This is a genomic window from Myxococcus sp. AB056, assembly GCF_006547365.1.
Lineage (GTDB): Bacteria > Myxococcota > Myxococcia > Myxococcales > Myxococcaceae > Myxococcus > Myxococcus virescens.
This window is the reverse complement of sequence record NZ_VHLB01000028.1, coordinates 1-23900: the sequence shown is the minus strand read 5'-3', so window position 1 is coordinate 23900 and position 23900 is coordinate 1. Positions and strand designations below refer to the sequence as shown.

Below are 23900 nucleotides of genomic sequence, written 5' to 3'. Positions count from 1 at the left end.
TGGACCGGCGCTGTAGCGGAGTCTCGATGAAGCCGTATATGGGTCCTTCTGTTTCGCTCCTTGGCGCCTTGTGCATCATGCTTCCGGGGAACGCCTTGGCGCAGAGCCTGTGCCTTCCCGGAAGCGACTGCTGCGGCGTCGAGCCGTGGTCTCAGACCGTGACGGAGCCGGCAGCGGGTCGCGGGAACGGGCAGGAGTCGCCGGCATCTTTCTCACGCGTCTTCTCCTCCCTGCCCGGCACGGAGGCGGGTGGTGTCCCTCGCGTCTACCAGACGGTGGACTCATGTGACGCCGCCGGGGCATGCAGCCCAGGCAGCGTGCGCCACGAATGGGCCTGTGCGACCGAGAACGCGCACGCCTACGAGCGCGCCATCAAGAACAAGCGGGATGCCTGGGAGGTGTACGTCCACGCTCCGTCCGGTGAGGGAGCCGGGGCGCCCGCAATGACGATGGAGAAGAGGACCGTGCTCCGCGGGGCCCAGGACATGGCGGGCACTGGCGCACTCGTCGAAGAGCACTACACCCACAGCTACGGGCCCGGTGGACAGCAGCAGTTGGCTTCGGTGGAGAAGGCCAGCTTGCTGGGCGGCGCTGACGAGCGGGCCCGGACTTACCACCGCTACAACACCTCGGGCCGGCTGGTGGCTTCCATTCGTTCCGGGTGGACCCGTGACATGGACAGGCAGACGAATGCCTGGAGCCCCCAGAAGCGGTGGATTGGCACCTTCTACTTCGTCCAGCGCACGGGTGAGGAGACCTCGGATCCATTGGGGCGGGTCCTCGAGGTCCACGGCCCTTGCTGGGTGGATGGCGAGGCCGCCACGGACTGCCAGGCTGGAACCAACTACCCGCTCACACAATACTTCTACTGGGCGGACTCGGAGACCACGGGCTTCCGCAAGAACCGGCTGAGGCGGGTGGCTCGCTTTCCCGCAGGCCCGTCAAGCGCGCCCGTCGACACGCGATTCAACGCATATGATGTCGCTGGAAACGTCACTGAGCGCGTCGATGCGAACGGCGTGACCACCGTCTTCACCTGGAATGATGGCCTTCTGACGGCGCAGACGGTGCGAACCTCCGGGCCACAAACGGACATCGTCACCCGCTTTGGCTATGACGACGGGCACCTCGCGTGGGTGCAGCGGCCTGAAGCGAATTTCGAGGTGTTCTGCTACCGCACCGGGACACCCTCTGGGGCCTGTAGTGGCGGAACACTCACCGAGAACCTTCAATGGAAGGCTCGGGCGGCGGATAGCACGGGAGCCGTCTGGACGGAGAAGGTCGCCTTCACATATTGGCCGGACGGTTCCTTGAAGGAAGAGCGATTCCTGGAGGCACCGGGCGTGGCTCGTCGCGTGCGCTCCTTCGCCGCGGATGCGCATCTGCGCCCCACGCACGAGAAGTGGGGTGTTGGGCCTGGCAGCTACACGAGCGCGAAGTCATTTGACGGTGCGGACAACCTGACTGGGGTTGGACATGCCTTCAACGCCCCGCCTGCGTGGTGCGGTGTGGGGCCCAATGGCGTGCCGTCGACTGCGGTCTGCAGCTCGCTTTCGTACGACCGGGCGAACCGTCTCGAACAAGTCGACGAGTTTCCTTCCGAGGGGCAGGGACAGCGGTTGCTGCTGCGCTACGACGCACACGGCAATGTTTCGTCCCTCAAGGCGGGTTGCCTCAGCAGCAATACCTTCGAGGCATGCACGCAGCCTTCCGCGACCTTCACCTATGACGACTTCGGCAATCTCGTGGAGGTCGCGCCCCCACAGATGAATGGCGCCATGCGCTATGCCTACGACGCGCTCGGCAACAAGACCGTCGAGGTCTCGCCGTACATGGGCAGTACCTTCAAGATCCCGCTAATCTTCACGTACGACCATCTCTCCCGACTGGTCCAGGTCCAGGCGCTCTACGCGGACGCGGACTTCGCCTTTACGCACTACAAGCTCGCGTATGACAACGAGGGTACGCCTCCGTCTGGCTGTGCGACGCAGCTCAAGAGCATGGGCCGGCTTCGGTATCGGGAGGATAGTTTTGGGCGCACCTGGTACCAATATGATGACTTCGGCCGGGTGGTTCGCGAGATTCGGGTGCGGGCCAATGCGTCCGGGTGCGGCCAGGGGCTCGCTCTCAATCCGGACACCCACTACGGCTACACGCCGAACGGCAACCTCGCATCCATCACGTATCCCCACGGCCGACAGGTGTCGTATGTCCATGGCGTGGGGGCCGGCGTCGACCGGGTCACCGCCGTCGACGTGACACACCACGATGGCACGGAGTGGCAGACCCGACGCGTCATCAGCGGCGTGGTCTGGGAGCCGTACGGCGGTTTGAGGGGCTACCAGCAGCAGCACGTTCGTGCAGACGTCACCCGCTCGGTGGAGTACATGCTCGGGGACGATGCCTCCATACCGCCGGCGACGTCAGCGGCGGCCTGCGCAGATACGCCGCCTTCAGCCGCGTCGACCGATCTGACAGGGCGACTCCGGTCCTTGCGCGTGTCGTCCGGACCGCTCAGCCCTGGTTCGGGGACTGGGGACATCTACAGCCGCACCTATACATGGACCGCTGACCTGGTGCGCAGGATCGACACCTGTTTGCTCGACTCGACGCAGGCCCAGACAGAGGAGTTCTCCTACGACCGGACGTTGCGGCTCACGAGCGCAAGTCGTCCTTCTGGAAACCTTGCCGCGGCGGGAGGGCCGTATGCATCGAGGACCTACGTCTTCGACCGTCGAGGCAATCGCACATCGTCCTCGGAAGACGGTCACAGTAGGACGACGACCTATCATTTTTACGGCCCCCAGGATCCCGACCACTTGTTCGTCGAGAACTCGGGCCCGGGGCCCATGTTCGCCAACACCTTTTATTACGACCCGAATGGCAACGTGAGCAGGAAGGCCACGAACCGGCTCACGACGGGTGATAGTCATACCCATCTCAACCTGAATCCGGCGGACGGCGTGCGGGACCAGCACATGCGCTCGATGAGCGTGGGCTGGACGAACTCCTACTACGTCTACCTGTACGACGCCTTCAATCGTCGGCGTCTCAAGGACTATCCGACGGGCGTTCGTGAGGAGTTTTTTCACGACCTGGGCGACCAGTTGCTGTCGGACAGAGGCGGCGATCGGATCCTCGCGCCGGTGAACTACCTGATTGAGGATGACTTCGTGTGGTTGGGGGGCAGGCCGGTGGCCGTGGTTCGCGGCAAGTTCACGCCGCAGTGGACCCGACTGTCGGATGACTCGCCCGAGTGTGCACGCAACGGAGACCCGGCTGCCTGTGGTCTCTACTTCATCGTCACGGACCACGCCGGCAGGCCCGTGCTCATGATGGATGCGAATGGCCGCATCACGGGGACCGGCGAGTACGATCCGCTCGGACACGTCAATCGCGTATCCCATTACGCGATGTCCGGGAATCCCTACGGTGATGGCCTCGACCAGGAGTTGACTCGATTCCAGCAGCTGGCTCGGAGCGCATCACTGAAGCTCCAGGCGCGGGTGCTTTTCAGCCTCATCGACACCGAGCCCGCACACGACTACGTGTTCCTCAAGGATGGGAGTACGGGCGCCCAGCTCGCAGGCCCCTACAGTGGCACGAACCGGGGCATGGTCTGGAGCGACTGGGTCGAAGCCACGAATGGCGAAGTCGCCGTGCAGTTCGTCACCAACATGACCTGCGATGCCGCCACCTGTGGTGCGGACGCGGGCGTGCCTTCGAACTGCACCTGTCCAGGAACCGCGCGGCGGCGTGGCGTCGCGATTCCCGCCTACGAGTACCGGCGTTTCGAGAACGGGGCAGCCCCCTTCTGGACGAACCTCCGACGGGTGGGGCAGTACTACGACACCGAGTCGGACCTGTTCGACGAAGGCATGCGGTCCTACGACCCGAGCGTGGGACGGTATTTCCAGCCGGATCCGCGCGTCCTCGATCCTCAGGTCATCATCTCGAACGCGCTTCAGGGCCGGAGTGCCGCGCCCTACGTCTACGCCCACAACAATCCGCTCCAGAGCCTGCGCACGGAAGCGGAGGCCAACATGCGTCTTCCTGGGGGCTCGACCTGGAACGGCCATCCCGCTCCTGGAGCCTCACTGGGGGAGGATCCCCGGCATGGGGTGGAGTTGAACCTGGCCGTAGAGCGCGACAGCACGCGGCGTGACGTAACAGGGCAGTAACGGCAGGGGAACGGGCGAGGCGCCACGATGAAGCACGGTTCATACATGCAGCGTAGGACGGCAGGCAGGACGCGCCGCGCTCTCCACCCCGGGTGGAGTTGGCGAGCGCCGGAGCGTGCGCGACACCGGGCCCTGGGCGCCTGGCTCGTTGCCACGCCTGGGGACGGGATGACCGTGTTGGTTCGACGTCTGCGAGCCCAGAACCGTAGTGCGAAGAGGGGATGTCGGATGAGTCGGTTGCTGCAGGTTCTGGCGCTGGGGCTCTGGGTTGCCGCGTGTACGCAGGAGGCCCGTCCCTCCGAATCAGCCGCCGCGAAGGTGCTGAGCGCCGCCGTCGAGGCGGCTGACGCGGCTCCCACGGGCGTTTGCGCGGAAGTGGAGCCCGAAGGGCACTCCGCCGACTGGGTGGCGGGACCGGTTGAGTCCACGGGCACTCCGGTCGCGACGACGTTTGCCGCGAACGCAGGCGAATGGGGCCTGCTCGCCCTCCAGCATGGAGATGGGCTGGGGCAGGGGGCGGCGGGAACCGCCGAGGTGATTCTCGATGGGCAGCGCGTCGCCTTCGCGGGCAGTGGCGAGGGCTTGAAAGCCGTCCCCGTGTGGCTGAGCGCGAGCAATCAGCTCGAGGTTCGAGCCACCGGTGGTAGCTCCGCCCGCGCATCCGTGGCTCACCTGTCCAAGTTGCCTTGCACGTTGCTCGATGTGACCGTCGAGCGCGGGCGGGGTGCCCCTGCGCGCGTGTCCCGGAGCTTCCATGGGGCAGGCCCCGGGGCTCAGGGCGTCCTGGTGGTGGAGGCGCGGAATGGCAACTCGCTCGTTGGCCAGGTGGTGTTGAACGAGCGCGTCGTCATGCGCCTCAGCCCCGAGGCGGGGCCGTTCCGCCCTCGCGTCATCCAAGTGCCCCTGCTGAAGGCGAATACGCTGAAGGTCGAGCTCTCCGGCGGCCAGGGTTCGTCCATCCAGGCCCGCGTGCTGGATGTCGACACGCTCGCGCCGATGTTCGAGCTGACGTCACCCCAGGATGGCACGCTGGCAACCGCCACGCCCTGGGAGGTGAGCGGCACCGCAGGACTCGACGTCACCCGCGTGGAGGTCAACGGTGTTCCCGCGACCCTGACGTCGGGGACGTGGAGTGCCTCCGTGCCGCTGACTCCGGGGCAGAACGCCCTGGTCACGACGGCGCGAGATGCCTGCGGCAACGTGCGGCGCAGCTGCCGTGCCGTGACGCTCGACGACCAGAAGCCGGTGGTGACGGTCTCCGGCGTTTCAGAGGGGCAGTACGTCCGTGGCCCCGTGGTGCTGACCTACACCGTGGAGGATGCGCACCTCGACACGGTGACGGCCACTCTGGATGGCCTGCCTTTCTCCAGTGGCGGCAGCGTTTCAGGTGATGGGCCACACGTCCTGGTGGTCACGGCGGTGGACCGGGCCGGGAACACCGAGGTGGTCCAGCGGAACTTCGTCATCGACTCCGTGCCCCCGGAGTTGGTCGTGCAGTCGCCTGTCGCGGGCCTCGTCACCCAGGAGGAGCAGGTCGAGCTCGTCGCGTCCGTCGTAGAGGCCAATGTCGTCGCCAGCGTGAAGGTGGGCGGCCAGGACCTGGTCCGTGGCGGCAATGGGCTGTGGCGGCGGACCGTGGCGCTGACCGAGGGTGCCAACCACCTCGTTGTCACTGCGATGGATGCGGCCGGCAATGCCGATACCGCTACGCTCACCGTGTTGCGGGACTCCACGCCGCCCCAACTGGTCGTGACCAGCCCCTCGGCGGGGGCCCGCATCGGTGGGCTGTCCGTCAAGGTCCGTGGCACCGCGACCGACACCTCGCCGGTGGTGCTCACCTTGAACGGAGCGCCCATCCAGGTGACTGCGGATGGCTCCTTCGAGGTCGACCATGCCTTGAGCCAGGGAGACAACACGTTGGAGCTCCTGGTGACGGACGCCATCAACCTCTCCGCCGCTCGCACCATCCATGTGCGTGCGAATGGAAGGGCTCCGAACCTGACGGTGACTGAACCTACGTCGGATACACAGACCGAGGAGCGGACGGTGACGGTGCGTGGCACGGCATCCGTCGAGGACACCGAGGACTCCGTCACGGTGGTGGTCGCCGGTTCTCTGGCCGCTGTCTCGGGGGATGGGGCCTTCGTTCGAACCGTTCAGCTCACGCCCGGACACCAGACGCTTCGCGTCGTGGCCATGGATGGCTACGGACTCCAGACGGAGCGCATCATCAACGTGACGCGGGTCGTCTCGGAGCCCGACGGGGGCTCCACGGACGCGGGGACCCTGCCGGATGCCGGGAGCGGCACGGATGCGGGCAGTGAGCCTCAAGTCGACTCCGGGACGCCCGGAACCGACGCGGGTACGGGTTCATCCGCACCCGTGCTCCGTGTGGACATGCCGTCCCCCGATGCGGTGCTGGGTGGCGAGAGCCTGGCAGTGGTGGGGCAGGTGGAGGGCGGCACGCTCCCCCTCGACGTGAAGATCAACGGTGTCGCCGCGACGATGATGGTGCGCAGCTTCAGCCAGTCACTTTCGCTGCCCGAAGGTGACCACACGCTGACCCTCGTCGTCACGGACGCGGACGGGCGGACCGCGAGCACGACGCGCACGGTGACCGTGGACCGGACTGCGCCCATGCTGGAGGTGACGCGACCTGCAGCGAGCCCTGTTACCGTGAGTGAGTCTCCCTACCTGATTCAGGGCATTGCGGGTGACAAGCACCTCGCGGGAGTCACGGTCCAGGGGGTGCCCGTCACGGTGATGGGAGGCAGCTTCAGTGCGGCCGTGCCGCTGTCCATGGGCCAGACCGTCGTGAACGTGGTCGCGAGCGACCGGGCTGGCAACCAGAAGCACCGCAACGTCGTGCTGAACGTCGAGAACGCGCCCCCGGTCATCACCGTGCTCGAGCCCGCAAGTGGAAGCGAGGCTCCGGCGGCGACGGTTCGTGTCCGGGCTCGCGTGGTCGCCTTCGCGGCGCTGAGCGAGGTGCGGATCGGAACGGGACTGGCGGCCGAGGAGTCCCCCGGAATCTATGCGGCGCACGTGCCGCTGGCCCTGGGGGAGAACACGCTCACGGTGACCGCCACGGATGTCCGGGGCTTCTCCGCAACGAACTCCGTGACGGTGTTCTATCGGGACCCCGCGACGGAACCGCTGGTCGTGACCGGCGTCCAGCCGGAACCCGGTGCGGTGAACGTCAAGACAGATGCGCTCATCAGCGTGTCCTTCAACAAGGCGGCGACGCTGGAGTCGGTTCGTACCGGATTCCGAGTGCTCCATCGAGGCGCCGACCTGCCTGGAGGCTATTCACTCGCGCCGGGTGGACAGACTGCGACTTTCATCGCGCGCTCGCCACTTCCCGAGAGCGAGCCGCTCGAGATCCGTGTGTCGGACCTCCACGCCGCGGTGGGGCCCGGGCAGGCCGACGACTTCCGTAGCGAACTGACCGTGCGCCGTCCGCTGACGCGGATTCGCGGCTTCGTGATGGACGACAGCTTCCAGCCGCTTCCTGGCGCCCGCGTGGTCATGGAGGGCACTGGAGAGTCGGTCCGCACGGGGGCGGATGGCAACTGGTCCCTCAGTACCTCGGTGTCTGGACCTCAGGTTCTGCGCTACGAGGGGGGAACGAGCCAGGATGGGAGGCCGCTCCCGACGGTGCGGCGCCTGCTGACCGTCACCGCGGAAGAGGAGACGGTGGACGTTCCGGTCGCGTTGACGGCCGTGGATACCGACAGCGCGGTGCGCGTGGATACGACTGCTGCGCTGCACGTGGATTTCTCGTCGCGGCACGAGGGCTTGACCCTGGATGGCAGCGCCGACGCACTCCTGTTCGAGAATGGCCAGACGCAGGGAATGTTGACGGCGACCCGGCTCGAAGCCGTGACGCTGCCGATGAAGCTGGGGAGCCATTCGACGCCCACCGCCGTCTGGCAGATCGGGCCGGCCGGACTTCGCGTCCAGAAGCCGCTCATGCTCCAGTTCCCGAACGTCACGTCGAAGGGGGCGGGGCACTTCGCTGTCGTGCTCGCACACGAGCCGCGCAATCACACGCTGGCGCGCATGGGCCTGGCGCGGGTATCCGCCGACGGCGCGTACGTCCGGACGGAGACCCCGCTGGACCTCCGCTCGGTGGAAGTCATCGGCTACATGATGCTCACCGACGAGCAGCACACCATCGTGAAAGACGCCCTGGCGAACATGGGCGGGCAGGGGGCGTCCCCGGACGACGGTGGCATGCAGGGAACCCTGTTCCCTGGGCAGTTGCCCGCACGTCCCATGGGGCCGCTCTGGAAGCAGGCGCTCGATGCGCTCTTGAGCGAAGCCCACGCGCAGTACCCGCCAGGAACCCAGGTCTATTCGCAACTGGACCAGTCCATCCAGAACCAGGTGCCCGCGACGGTGGTCGGTGCACTCCGCGCCCCTGAGGACCGTCAGATTGTCGTGGCTTTGTCGAAGGCCACGCAGAGTTTCATCGCCGTTCCCCGTCAGGTGGCCTTGCCCTACCGAATGCCCGTGTCAATGCAGGTGACACGCGTCGCGACAGGGGCGTCAGGGGCGCGCATCGACGCCATGCTCTCCGCGAAGGCGGCGAATGGTTCCGAGATCGCTCCGCCGGCAGGAGAGGTCTGGGCCGCGAGCAGCCAGGCTGAGGATCAGACGGAAGTCACACTGACTGGCAATGTCGAACTGTCGCGCGGAACCACCACCATCTTCTTGCGCGGACGCACTGGGAGCGAGCTGCGGACCTACATCCTCCAGGTTGAGACGGTTCCGGTGGATCCGGAGGTGGGAACCGCGCCCGATGCAGGAGCAGCAGGCGATGGCGGCACTGGGGGAGCTCCGTATCGGCTCGTCTTCAAACTGGATGAACAGGCCACTGCGGGCACGGAGGAGATGCACTCCGTGGTTCGCTTCCCGGGCATGCGCGTCACCGTCACGGGGCCCGGTCCGACGATGAGTGGGGTGACGGGCGCTACGGGGGAGTTCGCCATTCCTGTGTCGGTCCCCGCTGGCGCCTCAATGGGCATTGCTTGTGCGGATGTGCCGCTCGGTGCCAGGCCCGTGCTCGGGCGTGACACGGCGACGGGCGCCCCCGTCGTTCAGTCCATGGTTTCCGCGAGCTACCCGACCTGCTCACCTACCTTTACGGTCAGCTCAGGAAGCCAGGTCCGCGCGGATCTGCTCGTGGATGCCCGGCTGCTCCACGGAGCGTTGCACTTCGTGGACCGAGAAGGCCGGCCGCTGCGTCACGACTGCGAGGCAAACGCCTCCAGCGAGTACAGCCCGGATGCGGGGGAATATGTCTCCATTGCCAATGCGGACATTTCACAGACGGAGGTCCACTTCTTCCGTGGGGATGACCTGACGCGCCCCATTGCCCAGTTCACGGTGGGCGTGCCCGACAACGAGTGCGCGCCGGCACCGCAGGGACAGCGCGATCCGCAAGGTCGTTATGCGAGAGTTCGTATGGGGCCCACCACGCCCTTCAAGCGAGTCATCCGGGAGCGCTGCCGGGAACTCAACCCCGCCCTCGTCTACGACCCAAGTGCGCCTGCGCCCGGACACCTGAGCGAGGCCGACCGCGCCTTCTATGAGACGGAGTGCCGTGACAATCACACCAACTTCCTGCGGTTGACCGCCGGCGAGCCGCTGGTCGTCGTCGCGGTCAACCATGCGACGGGCCACACCGGAATGACGCGGCTGCCTGTTCCGCCCATCTCCAAGAAGCAGTTGGATGAAACTGGACGCTGCGCACTGGACGATGAGCTGGGGCCGCTGAAGGTCGTGGAGTTCGGCCAGGCGGTGCAGCTATCACGCTGTTCGGTGGCGCAGCTCGGCATTGATGCGCCGGTGTACCTCTTCCCTCCGGAAATCGACGTGCGCATCTGGCGCAGTGCCGAGGCAGGGGGCATTCAGCATGACCAGCCGCCGACGCTCGTCCGTCATGGCGGCGCCGCCACGACGCGTGACAACTACGTGCACCTGGACACCCACTGGCGTGTTCGGACGATGGCTCCGGTCGAGTGGCGAAGTGAAGACGGCGGTGTGCGGACGTCGCCCATCGATGTGGGGCTGCCCCCGGACCGTGTGGACGGCGGCGTGTCGCAATGCGGGGCAGGCAGCGGACCGGACGGTGGGGCCAATCCGAACTGCACGCCGAACGTCCTGCGGGATGTCGGTATCTCGGGCGTGCTGCTCGAAACGTGCTCGGAGTACGGGCCAGGCGCGGCGGCCTCCGCGACAAAACAGGCCGCGTGCCTTCGCAGCCAGGACCTCCAGGATGTTCCCGCGGGCGTTCCGCCTCTGGCGGGGCGGGTGGTGCGCGTCACGGACTCCGCTATGGAGCAGCCGGAGGTGACGCAGTTCGCGGTGGTGCCGGGCCGAGGCTCCGGCGCGCTCCAGGCCGCGATGCGAATCATAGGAACTGGCGGTCAGCAGATGACCGTGAGCAGTCTGCCGCGCGCCAACTTCTACCTCCACGTCGTTGGGCATCAGGTGTTTCCTCGAGACCTGGACGGCGATGGAGTTCTTGCTCCGAGTGAGCGCAATTCGAGTCCGCCCGACTTTGCTGAGTCGGCGGATGCTGACCTGCCTGGGATGCCTACGCGAGCGCTCGGGCTGAAGAACGTCTATTCCAGCATGGACCCAGATGGCTTCCGGGTCCTGCGCTACGACCGCGATCGCGAGCACGAATTCCGCGTGCTCGACCTGACGAATCCCCGAGTCGTGGCCCAGAACAGCGTCGGCCAACGCGACGTGGGAAGTGGCGAATCCACGGAGGCAGCGCTCGACGACCTTGCTTACCAGTTCCTCGCGACCCTCTTGGAGCCCGACGATCCCGGGCGTGCCGGGACGCTGACTGGCGACTATGTGGTGCGCTTCGGTAGCGACCAATATGGCGTGGAGTGTGATGTCAGCTTCGACGACGGCGCGTTGGTGGGCTCGTGTGACAACGAGTTCATCGACGACGTCCTCGCGGCGAATGACATCCTGTACATGGAGTTGTATCTCAGCGGAAACGCCGAGAACGTCCTCTATCGCTTCAACTTGATGGGCGTGTCTCCGCGCATCGACCTGCTGAAGGCCGGCAGTTCCTTTACGGCTGAGCGGTCCGTAGAAGTCGATGCTCAAGGTCAGACAGTGACCGACCGGCCCGTTTCGACGCCCGCCGTTGCTCGCTTCGCCCTTGACCCGGGCGTCATCCACCGAGGGCGGGTGAAGGTGTGCACGTCCGAGAACTGCGCAGCGGACACTCTTCTCAAGCAGGCGGATGTGGAGTTGCTCGGCAACGGCGCCTATCGAGTCGTTGGCGAAGCAGGGACAACGCAGCAGAAGCTCGAACAACTCGACGAGGTGGGGCTCAACGCGGCCCGGTTCTTCCAGCTTCCAATTCCCGCGAACATGGTCTCCATGCCAGGTGCCATTGAGGCAGGAAAGCGGTTCTACCTGGTTCAGGAGATTGAGCTTCCCGAGCCTCGTCACCTCGTCCAGAGGCTGGGGCGGCCTCGAGGCAGTTTTGAGGGGGCCAATGCCCGAGCTCCGGGGCAAGCGACCATTCAGGGCATCAACGTGGCCGACGGGCACCTCTCTTTCGAGCATGAGGACTTCACCGTCCCGCAAATGGCCGAGGTGGTCCGCTTCGCGCGCACCTACAACAACCAGAGCAGTCGAGTGGGGCCCTCGGGAGTGGGGTGGACGCACAGCTACGAGGGCTATGTCCAAGAGGAGAAGATCGGACGTTATACCGTCGTACTCGCGGGACAGGCGTATGACGTTCCGTTGTGCGGTGCCATTGACGAAGAGGCAGCCACCGCGGCGGATTGCGCCACCGACCGTTCACATGGCTTGGACGTGAAGCTGGTGAAGCGAGGTGACCTGAACGTCGTGGAGGTGAAGACCCCTGATGGGTTTGTCTACGAGTTTGGAACGTTGGCGCGTGGCTCCTCCACGAAGACGCGGCGACGCTGGCTGCTCGACAGGTTCCATGACGGTCGGGGTCGAGTGGGCGACGAGGGGTGGACGAAGCTGGCCTATCGCGCGGAGGACACGCTCCTGGATACCGTGGAGCGTTCGCCCGGAAAGCTACGTCTTGAGTTCGACTACGATGCGATTGACGTTGCGAATCCCGCCATCGCCTACCGGCTGAAAAACCTATCGCGAAACCAAGGATTCAAGCTGCTGAAGTCGGTAGAACTGGTCCTTGTCTCTGGCCAGAATGTCTTGCACAGCCTGGATTTCGGGCACGACACACGCGGAAACCTGACTCGCGTCACGAGGACGTCCACTCCGCTTCCCAGCGCAACGCCAGGGACGAACTCGAATGCAACGCAGTCGTGGGAGTATACGTACCTTCCACTCCCTGCCGGACTGTCTGGGCACAAGCTGTGGCTTGCTTCAAATGAACTCAAGACGGCAAAGTACCTTTTGAGCCCGCCAATGGGGGGCGACCGCAAAATCCAGTGGCAAGCGACGTACGGCCGTGCAGCAGCGCAAGGCGCCTATGCGCATGTGGATTTGCACGAAGTAGTGACGTCGGTCCATGGGACGGGGATGCCCAGCCCGGGCTGGCGCATCGTGGCGCCTGATTCCTCGATGCGAAAGATCCACCGGCCGGATGGTGTTGAAGTCACACTTCAACTCAATGCCTATGGGAACACGAACGAAGTGCGCGTCCCTGATTTGGGACCCAGCACGATGGCGTGGGGCAGTGATGCTCGGGGCGGCCCTGTGCAGATGGACGTCTCGGTGTCTCCCTCCGGGCGGAGTATCCGGAACGACCACAACAGCCGGATGCAGCTCGATCGCAAGCTGCTCGAACAGTCGCCTCCGAACAGCATCCCAGTGCCAGGTGTAGGCAGCTCGACCGAACTCTGGTCCGTCCAATCCCGGCACGAGGTCACTGGACGCGTAACGAGCATGTCTGTGCTCAAGGGTGGCACTCAACAAGCCGCTGTAACCACGCCACTGTCGGATGCGGGTGATCCGATGGGCGTCACCATCAGTGATACACCCTTTGGGATCGCATTCACCGCCTCCCAGTTCCCTGACCCAGACGGCGTCATCATCGAAGGAACGGACTCGGCGGGGAACACGGTGACCTACTCGGGGCACGACACCCAGCCGCTAGGACTCCCCACGCTCGTGACAGTGACGCACCCGGCTCACGGTACCGAGACGCCTACTGGGGGATTGCTCCAGTACACCGTCGCCTACACCTACGACGGACTTGGTAACCGGATCTCAGAGTTCAATGAGACCACCGGGGCCCAGGTGGATGTGGTCTATGACGCGGTCGGGCGAGCGCTTACGCGAACCGTTGCAGGGCAGCCACCTCAGGAGTGGAGTTACGCATACGAGCTTGGTGACGATGAACTGACCGTCACGGAGTCGCTTCCCCTTGGACACTGGGGCCGTACGCAGATTCGGAAAACAGTGACCCAGGAAGGGCTCAAGCGCGAAGAAACCGTTCACTACGGACGGGACAACCAGCCGGCGACGGTACACTACACGGGATACGTGGGGACTCAGCTGCGCTCGTTCCGGGACGAACGCGGGAAACTCCATGAGCTCGTCTATGACTCAGCAGGACGATTGACCGGAGAGAAGGTCGAAACGGTCTCTGCCTATACCTATTCGCTCGATGAAGACGGCAAGGTTATTGAGAAAACCGATAGCAACGGGCTGCGGACGCGTATCGGGTACGACGCACTGGGGCGCGCGGTTCGCTGGGAGTATGAATCGAAACTCAATGACCCCGGCTGTTCAGGACATTGCTCATTCGCCGATGTCGAAACAGTCGTCCTGAACGCACCAGGCGCCGTAGTCGAGCGGACATTTGGCTCACTCAAGGACGGGTCCATCCCAAGGCCCCATATTCTTGAGTCAACCGTGGACGCGCTTGGCCGCGAACGAAGGGTTGCCAGCCATGCAGATAGCCATGGCGGCATCAATTCACAAACCGAGTACGATGCGGCGGGGAGGGTAACGCTCCGGGAAGACCACGAGACAGGCCTCCGCGACACGTATGAATATGCCGACGTCATGGGACGAATGACGCGGCACGAGCGTACAGTTCAGTCCGTTCATGGAACGAGAACCCTGCTAGAGACGCGCGCCTACAGCGACTCGTCTGCGGGGACGACGACGCTTGTCGTGACCAGAAACCTGAACGGCAGGGACGAGGATTCGAATAGGCAGGAAGTCAGGACGTACACTCTCGACACACTCGGACGTGCTCGAACAATGCAGGAGACCGTGGACGGACAACTGGCCGTTCATTCATGGAGCCATGACGCGCTCGGTAGGCAGGTCAAGTACACCGATCCGTCGACGTTCAGCCGAGAGACAACGTGGGAGTATGACTCGGCTGGCAACCTCCTGAAGGCCAGTGTCCCCTCCACTGGCACGGTTGAGTATTTTCATGACGAGCAAGGCCGCATTCGCAGGCAAGTCGGGCCGCAGAGCAACGCTGAGTTGCAAATGTACTACGACGCGCTGGGGCGACTGGAGCGTCGCACCCAAGCGTTGGCCCCAAGCAGCCCCGCTGGCGTGCTGGCTGAGTGGAACTACGAGTACCTCGGTGGTGGACTAGAGAGGGAGCGTGCCCCTCATGACACCATCGTCACCCAAACTCGAAACGCCCGCGGGTTGGTGGAAGAGGAGCTTTGGGCACAAGGGGATTACGAGCCGCGTACTGTTCGTACGTGGTACGACGGAACCTGGGTAAAGCGACACGAGTCAGCGGAAGGCCAGTCCCTGTTTGAGGTGTCTCGGGAAGCGGCAAGTGGTGTTGATGACCGTGGCCGCACACGAAATGAAGTTGAAGCGTGGTCTTCACAGGGTCGCGAATACCGGTACGAGACGAGCACGCAGTGGCTTCCCCGACAGTCTACCGTCGTTGATTCGTGGATTTGGGGAACGACGGACCTGGGAGGCAGGACTGTAACAACACGATTTGACAGCCTCGGTAACGCTGTTCAGCGCACCCAGGGCGGCGGCACGGACCAATGGGACTTCTATGCCGACGGGAAATTGCTGTGGGAGGTTCCCTTCGGCTTTGATGCCAATGTTGCCGCACGAACGTGGACGTACGAGTCAAGCGGACGGGTCAAGGATATGCTCTTTGGCCCGGAAATCACCTCATACACCTACTATGCGGATGGCCTGCCCAAATCCACTACGACTCCAGACCAGCGCGTCCAGATGCTAGCATTCAATGCCCGAGGGTTGCTCGAAACTGAGAAATATGGGCGTGACGACGACTTCCGGAGCACCCGCTATGTCGCACATGACAATGCCGGAAATGTTACCCAGATCTGGCATGCAGCCGATTCGCAGTCCGAAACAAGCATATGGAATTACAGTCATGGGCCAAACGAGGAATTGCTCCAGATCTCAAATTCCGACATAGGCTCGTTCGAGTATGCCTATGACGCCTTCGGTCGACTCGCCGGCATCAATCCTCCGACTGGATCCGTCACGCCTTCTTCAACCTTCAAGTATGACTCACTCGGACGTGAGCGGTCGCGAACTCGCGGAACGTCTACTTGGAGCACTTTTTGGCTGAACGGGAATGCTGAAGTACTGAATTCGCTGGGCGAGCGAGTCGAGCGGGTTCTCGATGGGCGCGGCCGAACTGTTCGCGAAGTATTCAAGCCAGGTCCTCCTCAAAGCACCGCTTCAGGATCGCTGCGAACATTTAAAGATATCGAATCCGTCGACTATGTCTTTAACGGCATTGATCAGTTGCGACAGGCGATCGAACGCCGTGGCAGCGGAGCAATCGCTTACAATCTAACTTACGATTCACGCGATCGGCTCTGGACGAACAGCGATGGTGCGAGTTCGATAACTTACAGTTATCACAACAGCAGCGCGCTGCAGTCCCTGCAGTCCCCTGCGGGAATTGTTCAGTACAGCGTCGATGAACTTCAACGCCTGGACACGGTGACTCTGGCTGATGGCCGGGCCCTTGGAGTGGGCTGGGAGGCTGGTGGAGAACGACTGTCGACCCTGGGAGACTCAGCGCTCACGCAGTCATACTGCCATGATGTGCGCGGCAGAATTAAATCAGTGACACATGCGACTGATCCAGAGAATTGCACAACTCCAATCGCCTCGCCGTTGCTTCGCCTTGTCTACACCTACGACGATCGGGACAATAGGCTCTCTGAGAGCGTGCACAGACATGGCACGGGGACAGTCGAGACGACACATTATGGCTACGACACTGCAGACCGACTGACCGGCGTCCGTTATCCGGGGGGCGAGTCCGTTCTCTACCAACTTAGTCGTGACGGATCTCGGAAGGCCGAGAAGCTTGCCACTGAGTACACGGGAGGGCTAGGTCCTGACGGTTTCGCCATTTTGACGGTTCCACAACAGCACCTCACCTATGAGTACGATCCTCAGATTGGCGGGCTGGTCACAGTCAAAAAGAAGGTCGCGGCACCGGAGACTGGAGAGCCGACGCCAGACATTACGGTGGCCCAGTACCAAACGAACAGTGCAGGGCGCGTTGTCAGCGAAAGGCGTGGAGACTTCACGCGACTGACGCACTTCGACGCTGCTGGGCGCCTGCTCGAGGTGGAAGAAACGCAGGGCCAAGAACTGCATCAGGTGAAGTATCAGTATGACTACGCGGGTCTGCGGCGTTCCCGGAAGGCAGGTGACGCGACCACAGAATACCTGTGGAGCGGGGGGACGCTGGTCGAAGAGAGTCTGCCGGGTACCGGGGCGGTGCTCTACCAGCGCGCGGCCGGGTTGGTTGTGGCGACGGGAGGCGAGCGCATCCTCCATGACGGGCTCGGCAGCGCAGTGGGCCGTCTTGCGTCCGATGGCACGCTGACGACCAATCGGTATGACGCGTGGGGCAACTACCGCGACGGGAATGGGCCGACGTCAACCCAACCTAGCATCGGGTACACCGGACATGCCTGGGACGCCGAGGTGGGCCTGACGTACGCCCAGCAGCGATGGTACGACTCGTCGACGGGACGCTTCTTGTCTGAGGACCCGGTGAGTGCGACGGCGTACCTGGCGACACCTACGGGCCTGCAGCCTTGGCTGTATGCAAATGGCAATCCGCTCCGGTATACGGACCCAGACGGGAGGCAGTCGAGTTCCGATACCATCGGTTCGATTTTTGCGGAGCAATGCTACAACCGCGAGCGACTCGGTGGGCCGGAGTGCATGCCTGAGACCATCGCAGAGGACGTGGCTACTGGGCACCGCCTTAATGGCACATTCCAAAGGCGTGCGGCTGTAGCAACTGCAATATCGTTTGCCTGTGTTGTTACGGGAGGCACGGCCTGCATGACCGCGCTCGCTGGCGGCCTGCATACCTCTGGCCAGTTTACCGTTGAGGCGGCAGATGGCGCTGTCAATGAGGGACGTCATTGCGCTAACGGTGATGCGGAGTCATGTGTTGGCCTTGCTGGGGACATTGCGGGTGGCATGCTTGGCGGGGGACTAGGCAGTTTGAGGCGGGGACGACCTCAGATGCCGATAGCGGAGGTGCTGCCACCTGAAGCGTCAAACATGACGCCCGTGAATCCGCATGCGAAGGTATTGATTGATCTTGCTGAGGTTTCTCCCGGGGTATGGGAGCGGCCTATTACGCCAGCCACACAGCCAGCGCCTGTTGTCGCTGGGGTTTCGCCAGCCCCAATGCCCGCCCTGCTTCCGGAAGGGAAGCTGCCCTTGGCCCTGCTTCCTGAAGGATTGAATGTGGAGGCTGCTAGGCGCTCAATTGGAACAAAGGTTGGCCAGAAACAATACAGACATGTGGAGGGGCGGAAGGAGTGGCTTGAGCGCCGCGAGGGCGGTGGTGGATACATGAAGAGCGCTAAAGATGCACAGAAGGTGCTTGACGCTGTTCATTCGGGCGAGGCAACTATTCTCGAAGTGACCTCGCAAGGACACCTCAGGGTGCAGTATGATGGGGTTACAGGGTACAACAATAATCCCCTAAAGGGTTTTGTCGACCAGGCGACGAATGTGTTTTTGATAAAGGGACAGAAAAGCCCAAGTGTTGTTCCGACGTCTCCCGTAGTGAGGCCGAAGCGATGAACGATCGCGATGACATTGAGGCTCTGTGTGTTGTTCAGGCAATGCTTGGAAATATTGTTCCGGAAATCCGCGCAGTATCGTTCGTGAGGCGCGAGGGGGGGGTTGAACTGAGAGTGATCTTAGAGCGCTCCAATGAGGATGTGTCGGAAGCTGTCGACGATATAGTATTTGAGCTGGAGGCTCTCCAGACTTCCGGCGAGAGCGTGTGGTTGAGCAGTGTTGTGGACTCCGGACCTTGGGAGTCTGTTGTTGTGGTGGGGCGCCTTGTTTATCTTCGTAGGGAGTGAATGCGTCATGCTGTCTATCTATTTGTCATTGAAAATGTGTCGAATTCATGCAGGGGCTCACGTGGAGCGCACTCCCGTTAGCGACGGTCGCGGTAGGGACGGCTCTTCACCGGTCGTGTCCCTATAAGTGTGTAGATGGTGATGAGGGACGAGGGAGAAAGAGGGAAACTCCTCGGTGAAACCAACCGAGATGGTCTCCCCCTGGCAGGCAGGGTGCCCGCACGATAGGCCTATGAAATGACGAGGGTGAGGAGGTGGGTGCGGTAGGTGTCGTCGTGACCAGCCTGTCGCACGCGCCTGGGCGGGCTGGCATTGAACGAGGTGTCAGCCTTCAGGACGGCAAGGGCAGCACGGCGTACCACGGCGAGGTTCTGAGCGCCCGGGCCATTGTGGATGCGCGTGGCGTCCTCATGCAGCACGACGTCCAGACGCTGGTGCAGCCCATTTTCCACCTCCCAGTGCGCACGCACGAAGGTCGCCATGGCTTCGGCATCGGTGGACTTGCGAGTGCTGACGAAGAGTAACCGTCCGGTGGACGTCGTTCCGGGAGGCTTGATGACGGACGAGAACCGTGTTCGGCGAGCGCCGCGACGAGCGAGCAGTTCAGGGGTAACCGTCCGGTCAATGACGTGGCGTGATCGGTTGCAGACGCACGAGGACCGTGTGCGGCGGCGCCGCGACAAGCGAACTGTTCAGGAGTTGGGCAGGAGGAGTGAGTCGGGCGGGTCAGATCCGATACGGCCATGTTTGCGACGAGGTTGCTGGTTGAGGATCTGGAGCACCACTACGAGGTACGTGCTCCCATGGACGAGCGAATGGCCGGATAGAGGGACGACGACTACATGGGCTACTTGGATGGTCGTGATGGGCTTTCAACGAGCGAAGAAAGCCCGCTGAATGTCCCCGTGCAGGCGCACAGCCAATGGCCTCTACGCCACCGAAGCGTGATGGTGAGCGGGGCCCACACCAGCGCTCCTGATAGGCCCGTTCAGCGGGCCGACACTCACCGGCCGTCCTTGGGACCTACAGGGTGCGCTGGGCGTACAGCCCCGTTAAACGACGTTGACAGCCCCCCCTGGGCTGGCAGATTCCGCGCCCGTTGGCGGCTGACAACCGCCCGTTTTCCAAAGGTTTCAGGTGTCCTGATGAGCGTTACCCAGGCCGACATCCTCGCTGCGATGTCGAAGGTGATGGATCCCGAGCTTCACATCGATCTCGTGAAGGCGGGAATGGTGAAGGACATCCACGTCAGTGGGGACACCGCGAAACTCAAGATCGAGCTCACCACGCCTGCCTGCCCCATGAAGGGGAAGATCCAGGCCGACTCCGAGGCCGCCCTCAAGGCCGTCCCCGGCCTCAAGTCCTTCGACATCGAGTGGGGCGCCCGGGTCCGCCCGGCCGGCGGGGGCATGCCCGCTGGCGCGCTGCTCCCCCAGGTGAAGAACATCATCCTCGTCGGCGCGGGGAAGGGCGGGGTGGGCAAGTCCACCGTCGCCCTCAACCTCGCCACGGCCCTGGCCCAGCACGGCGCCAAGGTGGGCCTGCTCGACGCGGACTTCTACGGCCCCTCCGTCCCCCTGATGACCGGCCTGGGCGACAAGCGCCCCGTCAGCCCGGACGGCAAGTCGCTCAACCCGCTCGAGGCCCACGGCCTCAAGGTCATGTCCATCGGCTTCCTCGTGGAGGCCGACCAGGCGCTCATCTGGCGCGGCCCCATGCTCCACGGCGCGCTGATGCAGCTCGTCCGGGACGTGAACTGGGGCGAGCTCGACTACCTCGTCCTCGACCTGCCGCCCGGCACCGGCGACGTGGCCCTCACGCTGTCCCAGTCCGTCCGGGCCGCGGGCGCCGTGCTCGTCACGACGCCGCAGGACGTGGCGCTCGCGGACGTGGTTCGCGCCAAGCAGATGTTCGACAAGGTCCACATCCCCGTGCTCGGCATCGTGGAGAACATGAGCCAGTTCGTCTGCCCGAACTGCTCGCACACCACGGCCATCTTCAACCACGGCGGCGGCCGCAAGGCCGCGCAGATGTTCGGGATTCCATTCCTCGGTGAAATCCCGCTGGACCTGAAGGTGCGGGAGTCTGGAGACTCCGGCGTTCCGGTGGTCGTGGGGGCCAAGGACAGCCCGGAGGCGAAGGCCTTCCAGGAAGTCGCGCGGAACGTCGCAGGGCGCGTGTCTGCCCAGAGCATCAAGAGCGTTCCGCTGCCGGTGATGCAGGCCCGCTAACTATCGAGGAGACATCATGGCCCCGGCCGGCAACGACGACTTCCCGCCCGATCCGCTGCTCGACGAAGACGAACGGCAGGACCGCTCCAGTGGCTCCAACGGGCCCGCGGGCTTCGTTCCGGAGTTCGTCCGCCGCATGGCCGTGGCCGGCCTGGGTGCCCTCTTCATGACGGAAGAGGGCATCCGCAACCTCGCGGGCCAGCTCAAGCTCCCCAAGGAAGCCCTGGGCTTCATCCTCGGTCAGGCCGAGAAGACCAAGGACGAGGTGACGCGCGCCGTCACCGAGGAGCTCCGCCGCTTCCTCCAGTCCGAGAAGCTGCGCGACGAGTTCCTCAAGCTCATGTCCGGCATGACGGTGGAGATCAAGGCGCAGATCCGCCTGGTGCCTCCCGAGAAGGAGGAGAAGCCCTCCGAGTCGGAAGCCCCCACCAAGTCCCGCCGGTCCGCCACGCCCAGCGTGGTCATCTCCGAGCTCAACGCGAAGCGCCCCAGCGCGAAGCGCACCAAGAAGGAGTAACGGTGGCGGACACGCCCCCTCCCGCTGAGTCCCCCTCGAGTGCCGCGCCGCCTCCGCGCCCGAACGAACGGAAGAGCGCGCTGGCCAAGCGGCTGCCGCTGCTCCTGCTCGTCGCCCTGGGACTCTACTTGTGGCAGGTGACAGGCACCCCCGAGCGCGACGTCGCCTTCCAGCTCGCGGGCCCGGGCTGGGCCTCCGTGCGCGCCGTGGACCTGCAGATCTCCGACCCGGAAGGCCAGCTCATCAAGCGCGAGGAGCGGTTCTTCCCCTCGGGACCACCGCCTGAGCTCACGTACAAGGTGGACCTGCCCGAGGGCACCTGGGACGCGGCGCTCTTCGTGAAACGTGAGGGCAGCGACACCCGTGTGCGCTTGGAGACGGAGCTCGTCGTCGGCGAAGGGCAGTACATCGTCCGGCAGCTCCAGTTGCCCGCCGCAGTTCGTTGACCGACCTGGGGGCGTGGGCTAAGGCCGCCCGCACAACGTTCTTCACACTTTCCGACCCAAGAGGTGCGTACACGCCATGGCAACGGAACACATTGTCGTCGTCGGGGCAGGGCAGATGGGCGCGGGCATCGCGCAGGTAGCACTCGTCGCGGGCCTTCGCGTCACGCTGGCGGACGTCTCCGAGGCGGGGCTCGCCAAGGGCGCCGACCGCATCCGCGCCGGCCTGAAGAAGCTGGTGGAGAAGGGCAAGCTCGACGCGGCAAAGCAGCAGGCCGCCGAGGCCAACCTCGTCACCGTGACGAAGGTCACCGACGCCAAGGACGTGGACTTCGCCGTCGAGGCCGTGACGGAGAGCGAGGGCCTCAAGCGCGGCATCTTCCTGGACCTGGACGAAATCGTGCGCCCGGGCGGCGTGCTCGCCACCAACACGTCGTCCATCCCCATCACCCGGATCGCCGCGTATACCAAGCGCCCCGAGTCCGTCATCGGCATGCACTTCATGAACCCGGTGCCGGTGATGCAGCTCGTGGAGATCATCCGCGGCGCCGCCACGTCCGATGAGACGTACGCCACCACGCGGGCCCTCGCGGAGAAGATGGGCAAGACGACGGTGGTCTCCAAGGACTACCCGGGCTTCATCGTCAACCGCATCCTCATCCCCATGCTCAACGAGGCCTGCTTCGCCGTCATGGAGGGCCTGGGCTCCGTCGAGGACATCGACACCGCGATGAAGCTGGGCACCAACCAGCCCATGGGCCCGTTGCAGTTGGCGGACTTCATCGGCCTGGACACCGTGCTCTACATCGCCGAGGTGCTCCACAAGGGCCTGGGCGACCCCAAGTACCGCCCCAGCCCCCTGCTGCGGCAGTACGTGGAAGCCGGCTGGTACGGCAAGAAGAACGGCCGCGGCTTCTACAAGTACTGAGCCCCGCGGTTACCCACTTCCACCCCAGGAGCCTCGAACATGGCCTACGAGAACATCCGGCTGGAGCAGGAGGGCGCCATCGCGACCCTCTTCATCGACCGCCCCAAGGCGCTCAACGCCCTCAATACGAAGACGCTGCAGGAGCTCGAGTCCGCGCTGAAGTCCCTTCCCGCGGACGTGCGCGTCCTCATCGTCACCGGCGGCGGCGAGAAGGCCTTCGTCGCGGGCGCGGACATCGCGGAGATGGCCGCGCTCACCGACGCGCAGGCCCAGGAGTTCGGCGCCCTGGGGCACCGGGTCATGGCCGCGCTGGAGGCGCTGCCCATTCCGACCATCGCGGCCGTGAATGGCTTCGCGCTCGGCGGCGGCTCCGAGCTGGCCCTGGCCTGTGACTTCATCTACGCCTCCGAGAAGGCCAAGCTCGGCCTGCCGGAAGTCGGCCTGGGCGTCATCCCCGGCTTCGGCGGCACCCAGCGCCTCACCCGCGTGGTGGGCCGCGCCCGCGCCAAGGAACTCATCTTCACCGGCGACCGCATCGACGCGGCGAAGGCCAAGGAGATTGGCATGGTGCTGGAGGTCCTCCCCGCGGACGGCCTGCTCGCGCACTGCCGCGCCGTGGCGGAGAAGATTCTCAAGAACAGCCCGCTGGCCATCTCCAAGGCCAAGCAGGTCATCGAGGCCGGCGCCGACCAGGACCTGCGCGCGGCGAACGACATCGAGCGCAAGGCCTTCGGCGACCTGTTCGGCTCCGAGGACCAGCGCGAAGGCATGAAGGCCTTCCTGGAGAAGCGCCCCGCGACCTTCACCGGGAAGTAGCGCGGTGAAGGGGCTCGCGGCCGGGGGACTGCTGGCGTGTCTCCTGGCCGCCGCGCCGGCCCAGGCTTCGGACGAAGGTGAGGGCGACGACGAGCGAGCCCCCGTGCTGGTGTCCTGGAAGCGCTCGCTGTGCCTCTACACAGGCTGCTTCCTGGAGCCGCTCATCCCCGACGTCCGCTACGAGTGGGGGCCGGGTGCCCAGGAGGGTTGGGTGCTGTCCTGGCCCATCCACCCGTGGGCCCTGCCGCCGCTGGACGTGCCAGGGCCCACGCTGGTGGTGTCGCCGTTCCTGGAGCCTCAGCTCCGGCTGGGACGGACGGCCTTCCGGATGCTCGCCGGGGCACGGGTGTATGCGTTTCCTGACGCAGCGCGCTTCGGAGTGTTGGCCGAAGGCGCGGGGCTGTGGGGGCGGGACGGTTCGGGG

The 23900-nt window shown here is 64.5% G+C and carries 9 protein-coding genes and 1 pseudogene; 9 read left to right on the top strand and 1 reads right to left on the bottom strand.

Going from position 1 to position 23900, the window contains the following annotated elements; translation table 11 throughout:
• Nucleotides 1-158 precede the first annotated feature (158 nt).
• From FMP39_RS14870 to FMP39_RS14860, 3 genes are all read left to right on the top strand, one after another.
• A complete protein-coding gene (locus FMP39_RS14870) occupies nucleotides 159-4181 on the top strand; it encodes an RHS repeat-associated core domain-containing protein (protein ID WP_194858405.1) in 4023 nt (1340 codons plus the stop codon).
• Nucleotides 4182-4409: 228 nt separating this feature from the next.
• On the top strand, nucleotides 4410-18254 hold the full coding sequence (locus FMP39_RS14865; protein WP_141590601.1) for an RHS repeat-associated core domain-containing protein: 13845 nt from the start codon (nucleotides 4410-4412) through the stop codon (nucleotides 18252-18254).
• A complete protein-coding gene (locus tag FMP39_RS14860) occupies nucleotides 18251-18541 on the top strand; it encodes a hypothetical protein (RefSeq protein ID WP_141590599.1) in 291 nt (96 codons plus the stop codon). The genes FMP39_RS14865 and FMP39_RS14860 overlap by 4 nt, the downstream gene beginning before the upstream one ends.
• A 230-nt stretch (nucleotides 18542-18771) precedes the next feature.
• Here FMP39_RS14860 and FMP39_RS14855 read toward each other — a convergent pair whose 3' ends face one another.
• Nucleotides 18772-19023: a transposase gene (locus tag FMP39_RS14855; RefSeq protein ID WP_141590597.1), complete on the bottom strand. Its 252-nt coding sequence runs from the start codon at nucleotides 19021-19023 to the stop codon at nucleotides 18772-18774.
• Nucleotides 19024-19686: 663 nt separating this feature from the next.
• Here FMP39_RS14855 and apbC point away from each other — a divergent pair.
• The 6 genes and pseudogenes from apbC to FMP39_RS14825 all read left to right on the top strand — a co-directional run.
• Nucleotides 19687-20772, top strand: a complete 1086-nt coding sequence (gene apbC / locus FMP39_RS14850) for an iron-sulfur cluster carrier protein ApbC (protein ID WP_011553815.1) — start codon at nucleotides 19687-19689, stop codon at nucleotides 20770-20772.
• 16 nt (nucleotides 20773-20788) lie between these two features.
• Entirely contained in the window at nucleotides 20789-21289 is a 501-nt protein-coding gene (locus FMP39_RS14845) for a hypothetical protein (protein WP_141590595.1), read from the top strand.
• A 2-nt stretch (nucleotides 21290-21291) separates the two neighbouring features.
• Nucleotides 21292-21735, top strand: coding sequence for a hypothetical protein (locus tag FMP39_RS14840; RefSeq protein WP_141590593.1), 444 nt, complete (start codon nucleotides 21292-21294; stop codon nucleotides 21733-21735).
• 76 nt (nucleotides 21736-21811) lie between these two features.
• Nucleotides 21812-22660 (top strand): 3-hydroxyacyl-CoA dehydrogenase family protein, encoded by an 849-nt coding sequence (locus FMP39_RS14835; RefSeq protein WP_140862915.1) that lies wholly within the window; start codon nucleotides 21812-21814, stop codon nucleotides 22658-22660.
• A gap of 39 nt (nucleotides 22661-22699) precedes the next feature.
• Complete coding sequence (locus FMP39_RS14830) at nucleotides 22700-23476, top strand: enoyl-CoA hydratase-related protein (protein WP_140798526.1); 777 nt, start codon at nucleotides 22700-22702, stop codon at nucleotides 23474-23476.
• A 4-nt stretch (nucleotides 23477-23480) separates the two neighbouring features.
• Nucleotides 23481-23900: pseudogene (locus FMP39_RS14825) on the top strand (hypothetical protein); the annotation flags it as partial.

Bases quoted from the DNA above. Each gene is read 5' to 3' on its own strand.
- FMP39_RS14865 (WP_141590601.1), top strand. From the start codon at position 4,410: ATGAGTCGGTTGCTGCAGGTTCTGGCGCTGGGGCTCTGGGTTGCCGCG.
- FMP39_RS14860 (WP_141590599.1), top strand. From the start codon at position 18,251: ATGAACGATCGCGATGACATTGAGGCTCTGTGTGTTGTTCAGGCAATG.
- FMP39_RS14855 (WP_141590597.1), bottom strand. From the start codon at position 19,023: ATGGCGACCTTCGTGCGTGCGCACTGGGAGGTGGAAAATGGGCTGCAC.
- apbC (WP_011553815.1), top strand. From the start codon at position 19,687: ATGAGCGTTACCCAGGCCGACATCCTCGCTGCGATGTCGAAGGTGATG.
- FMP39_RS14845 (WP_141590595.1), top strand. From the start codon at position 20,789: ATGGCCCCGGCCGGCAACGACGACTTCCCGCCCGATCCGCTGCTCGAC.
- FMP39_RS14835 (WP_140862915.1), top strand. From the start codon at position 21,812: ATGGCAACGGAACACATTGTCGTCGTCGGGGCAGGGCAGATGGGCGCG.
- FMP39_RS14830 (WP_140798526.1), top strand. From the start codon at position 22,700: ATGGCCTACGAGAACATCCGGCTGGAGCAGGAGGGCGCCATCGCGACC.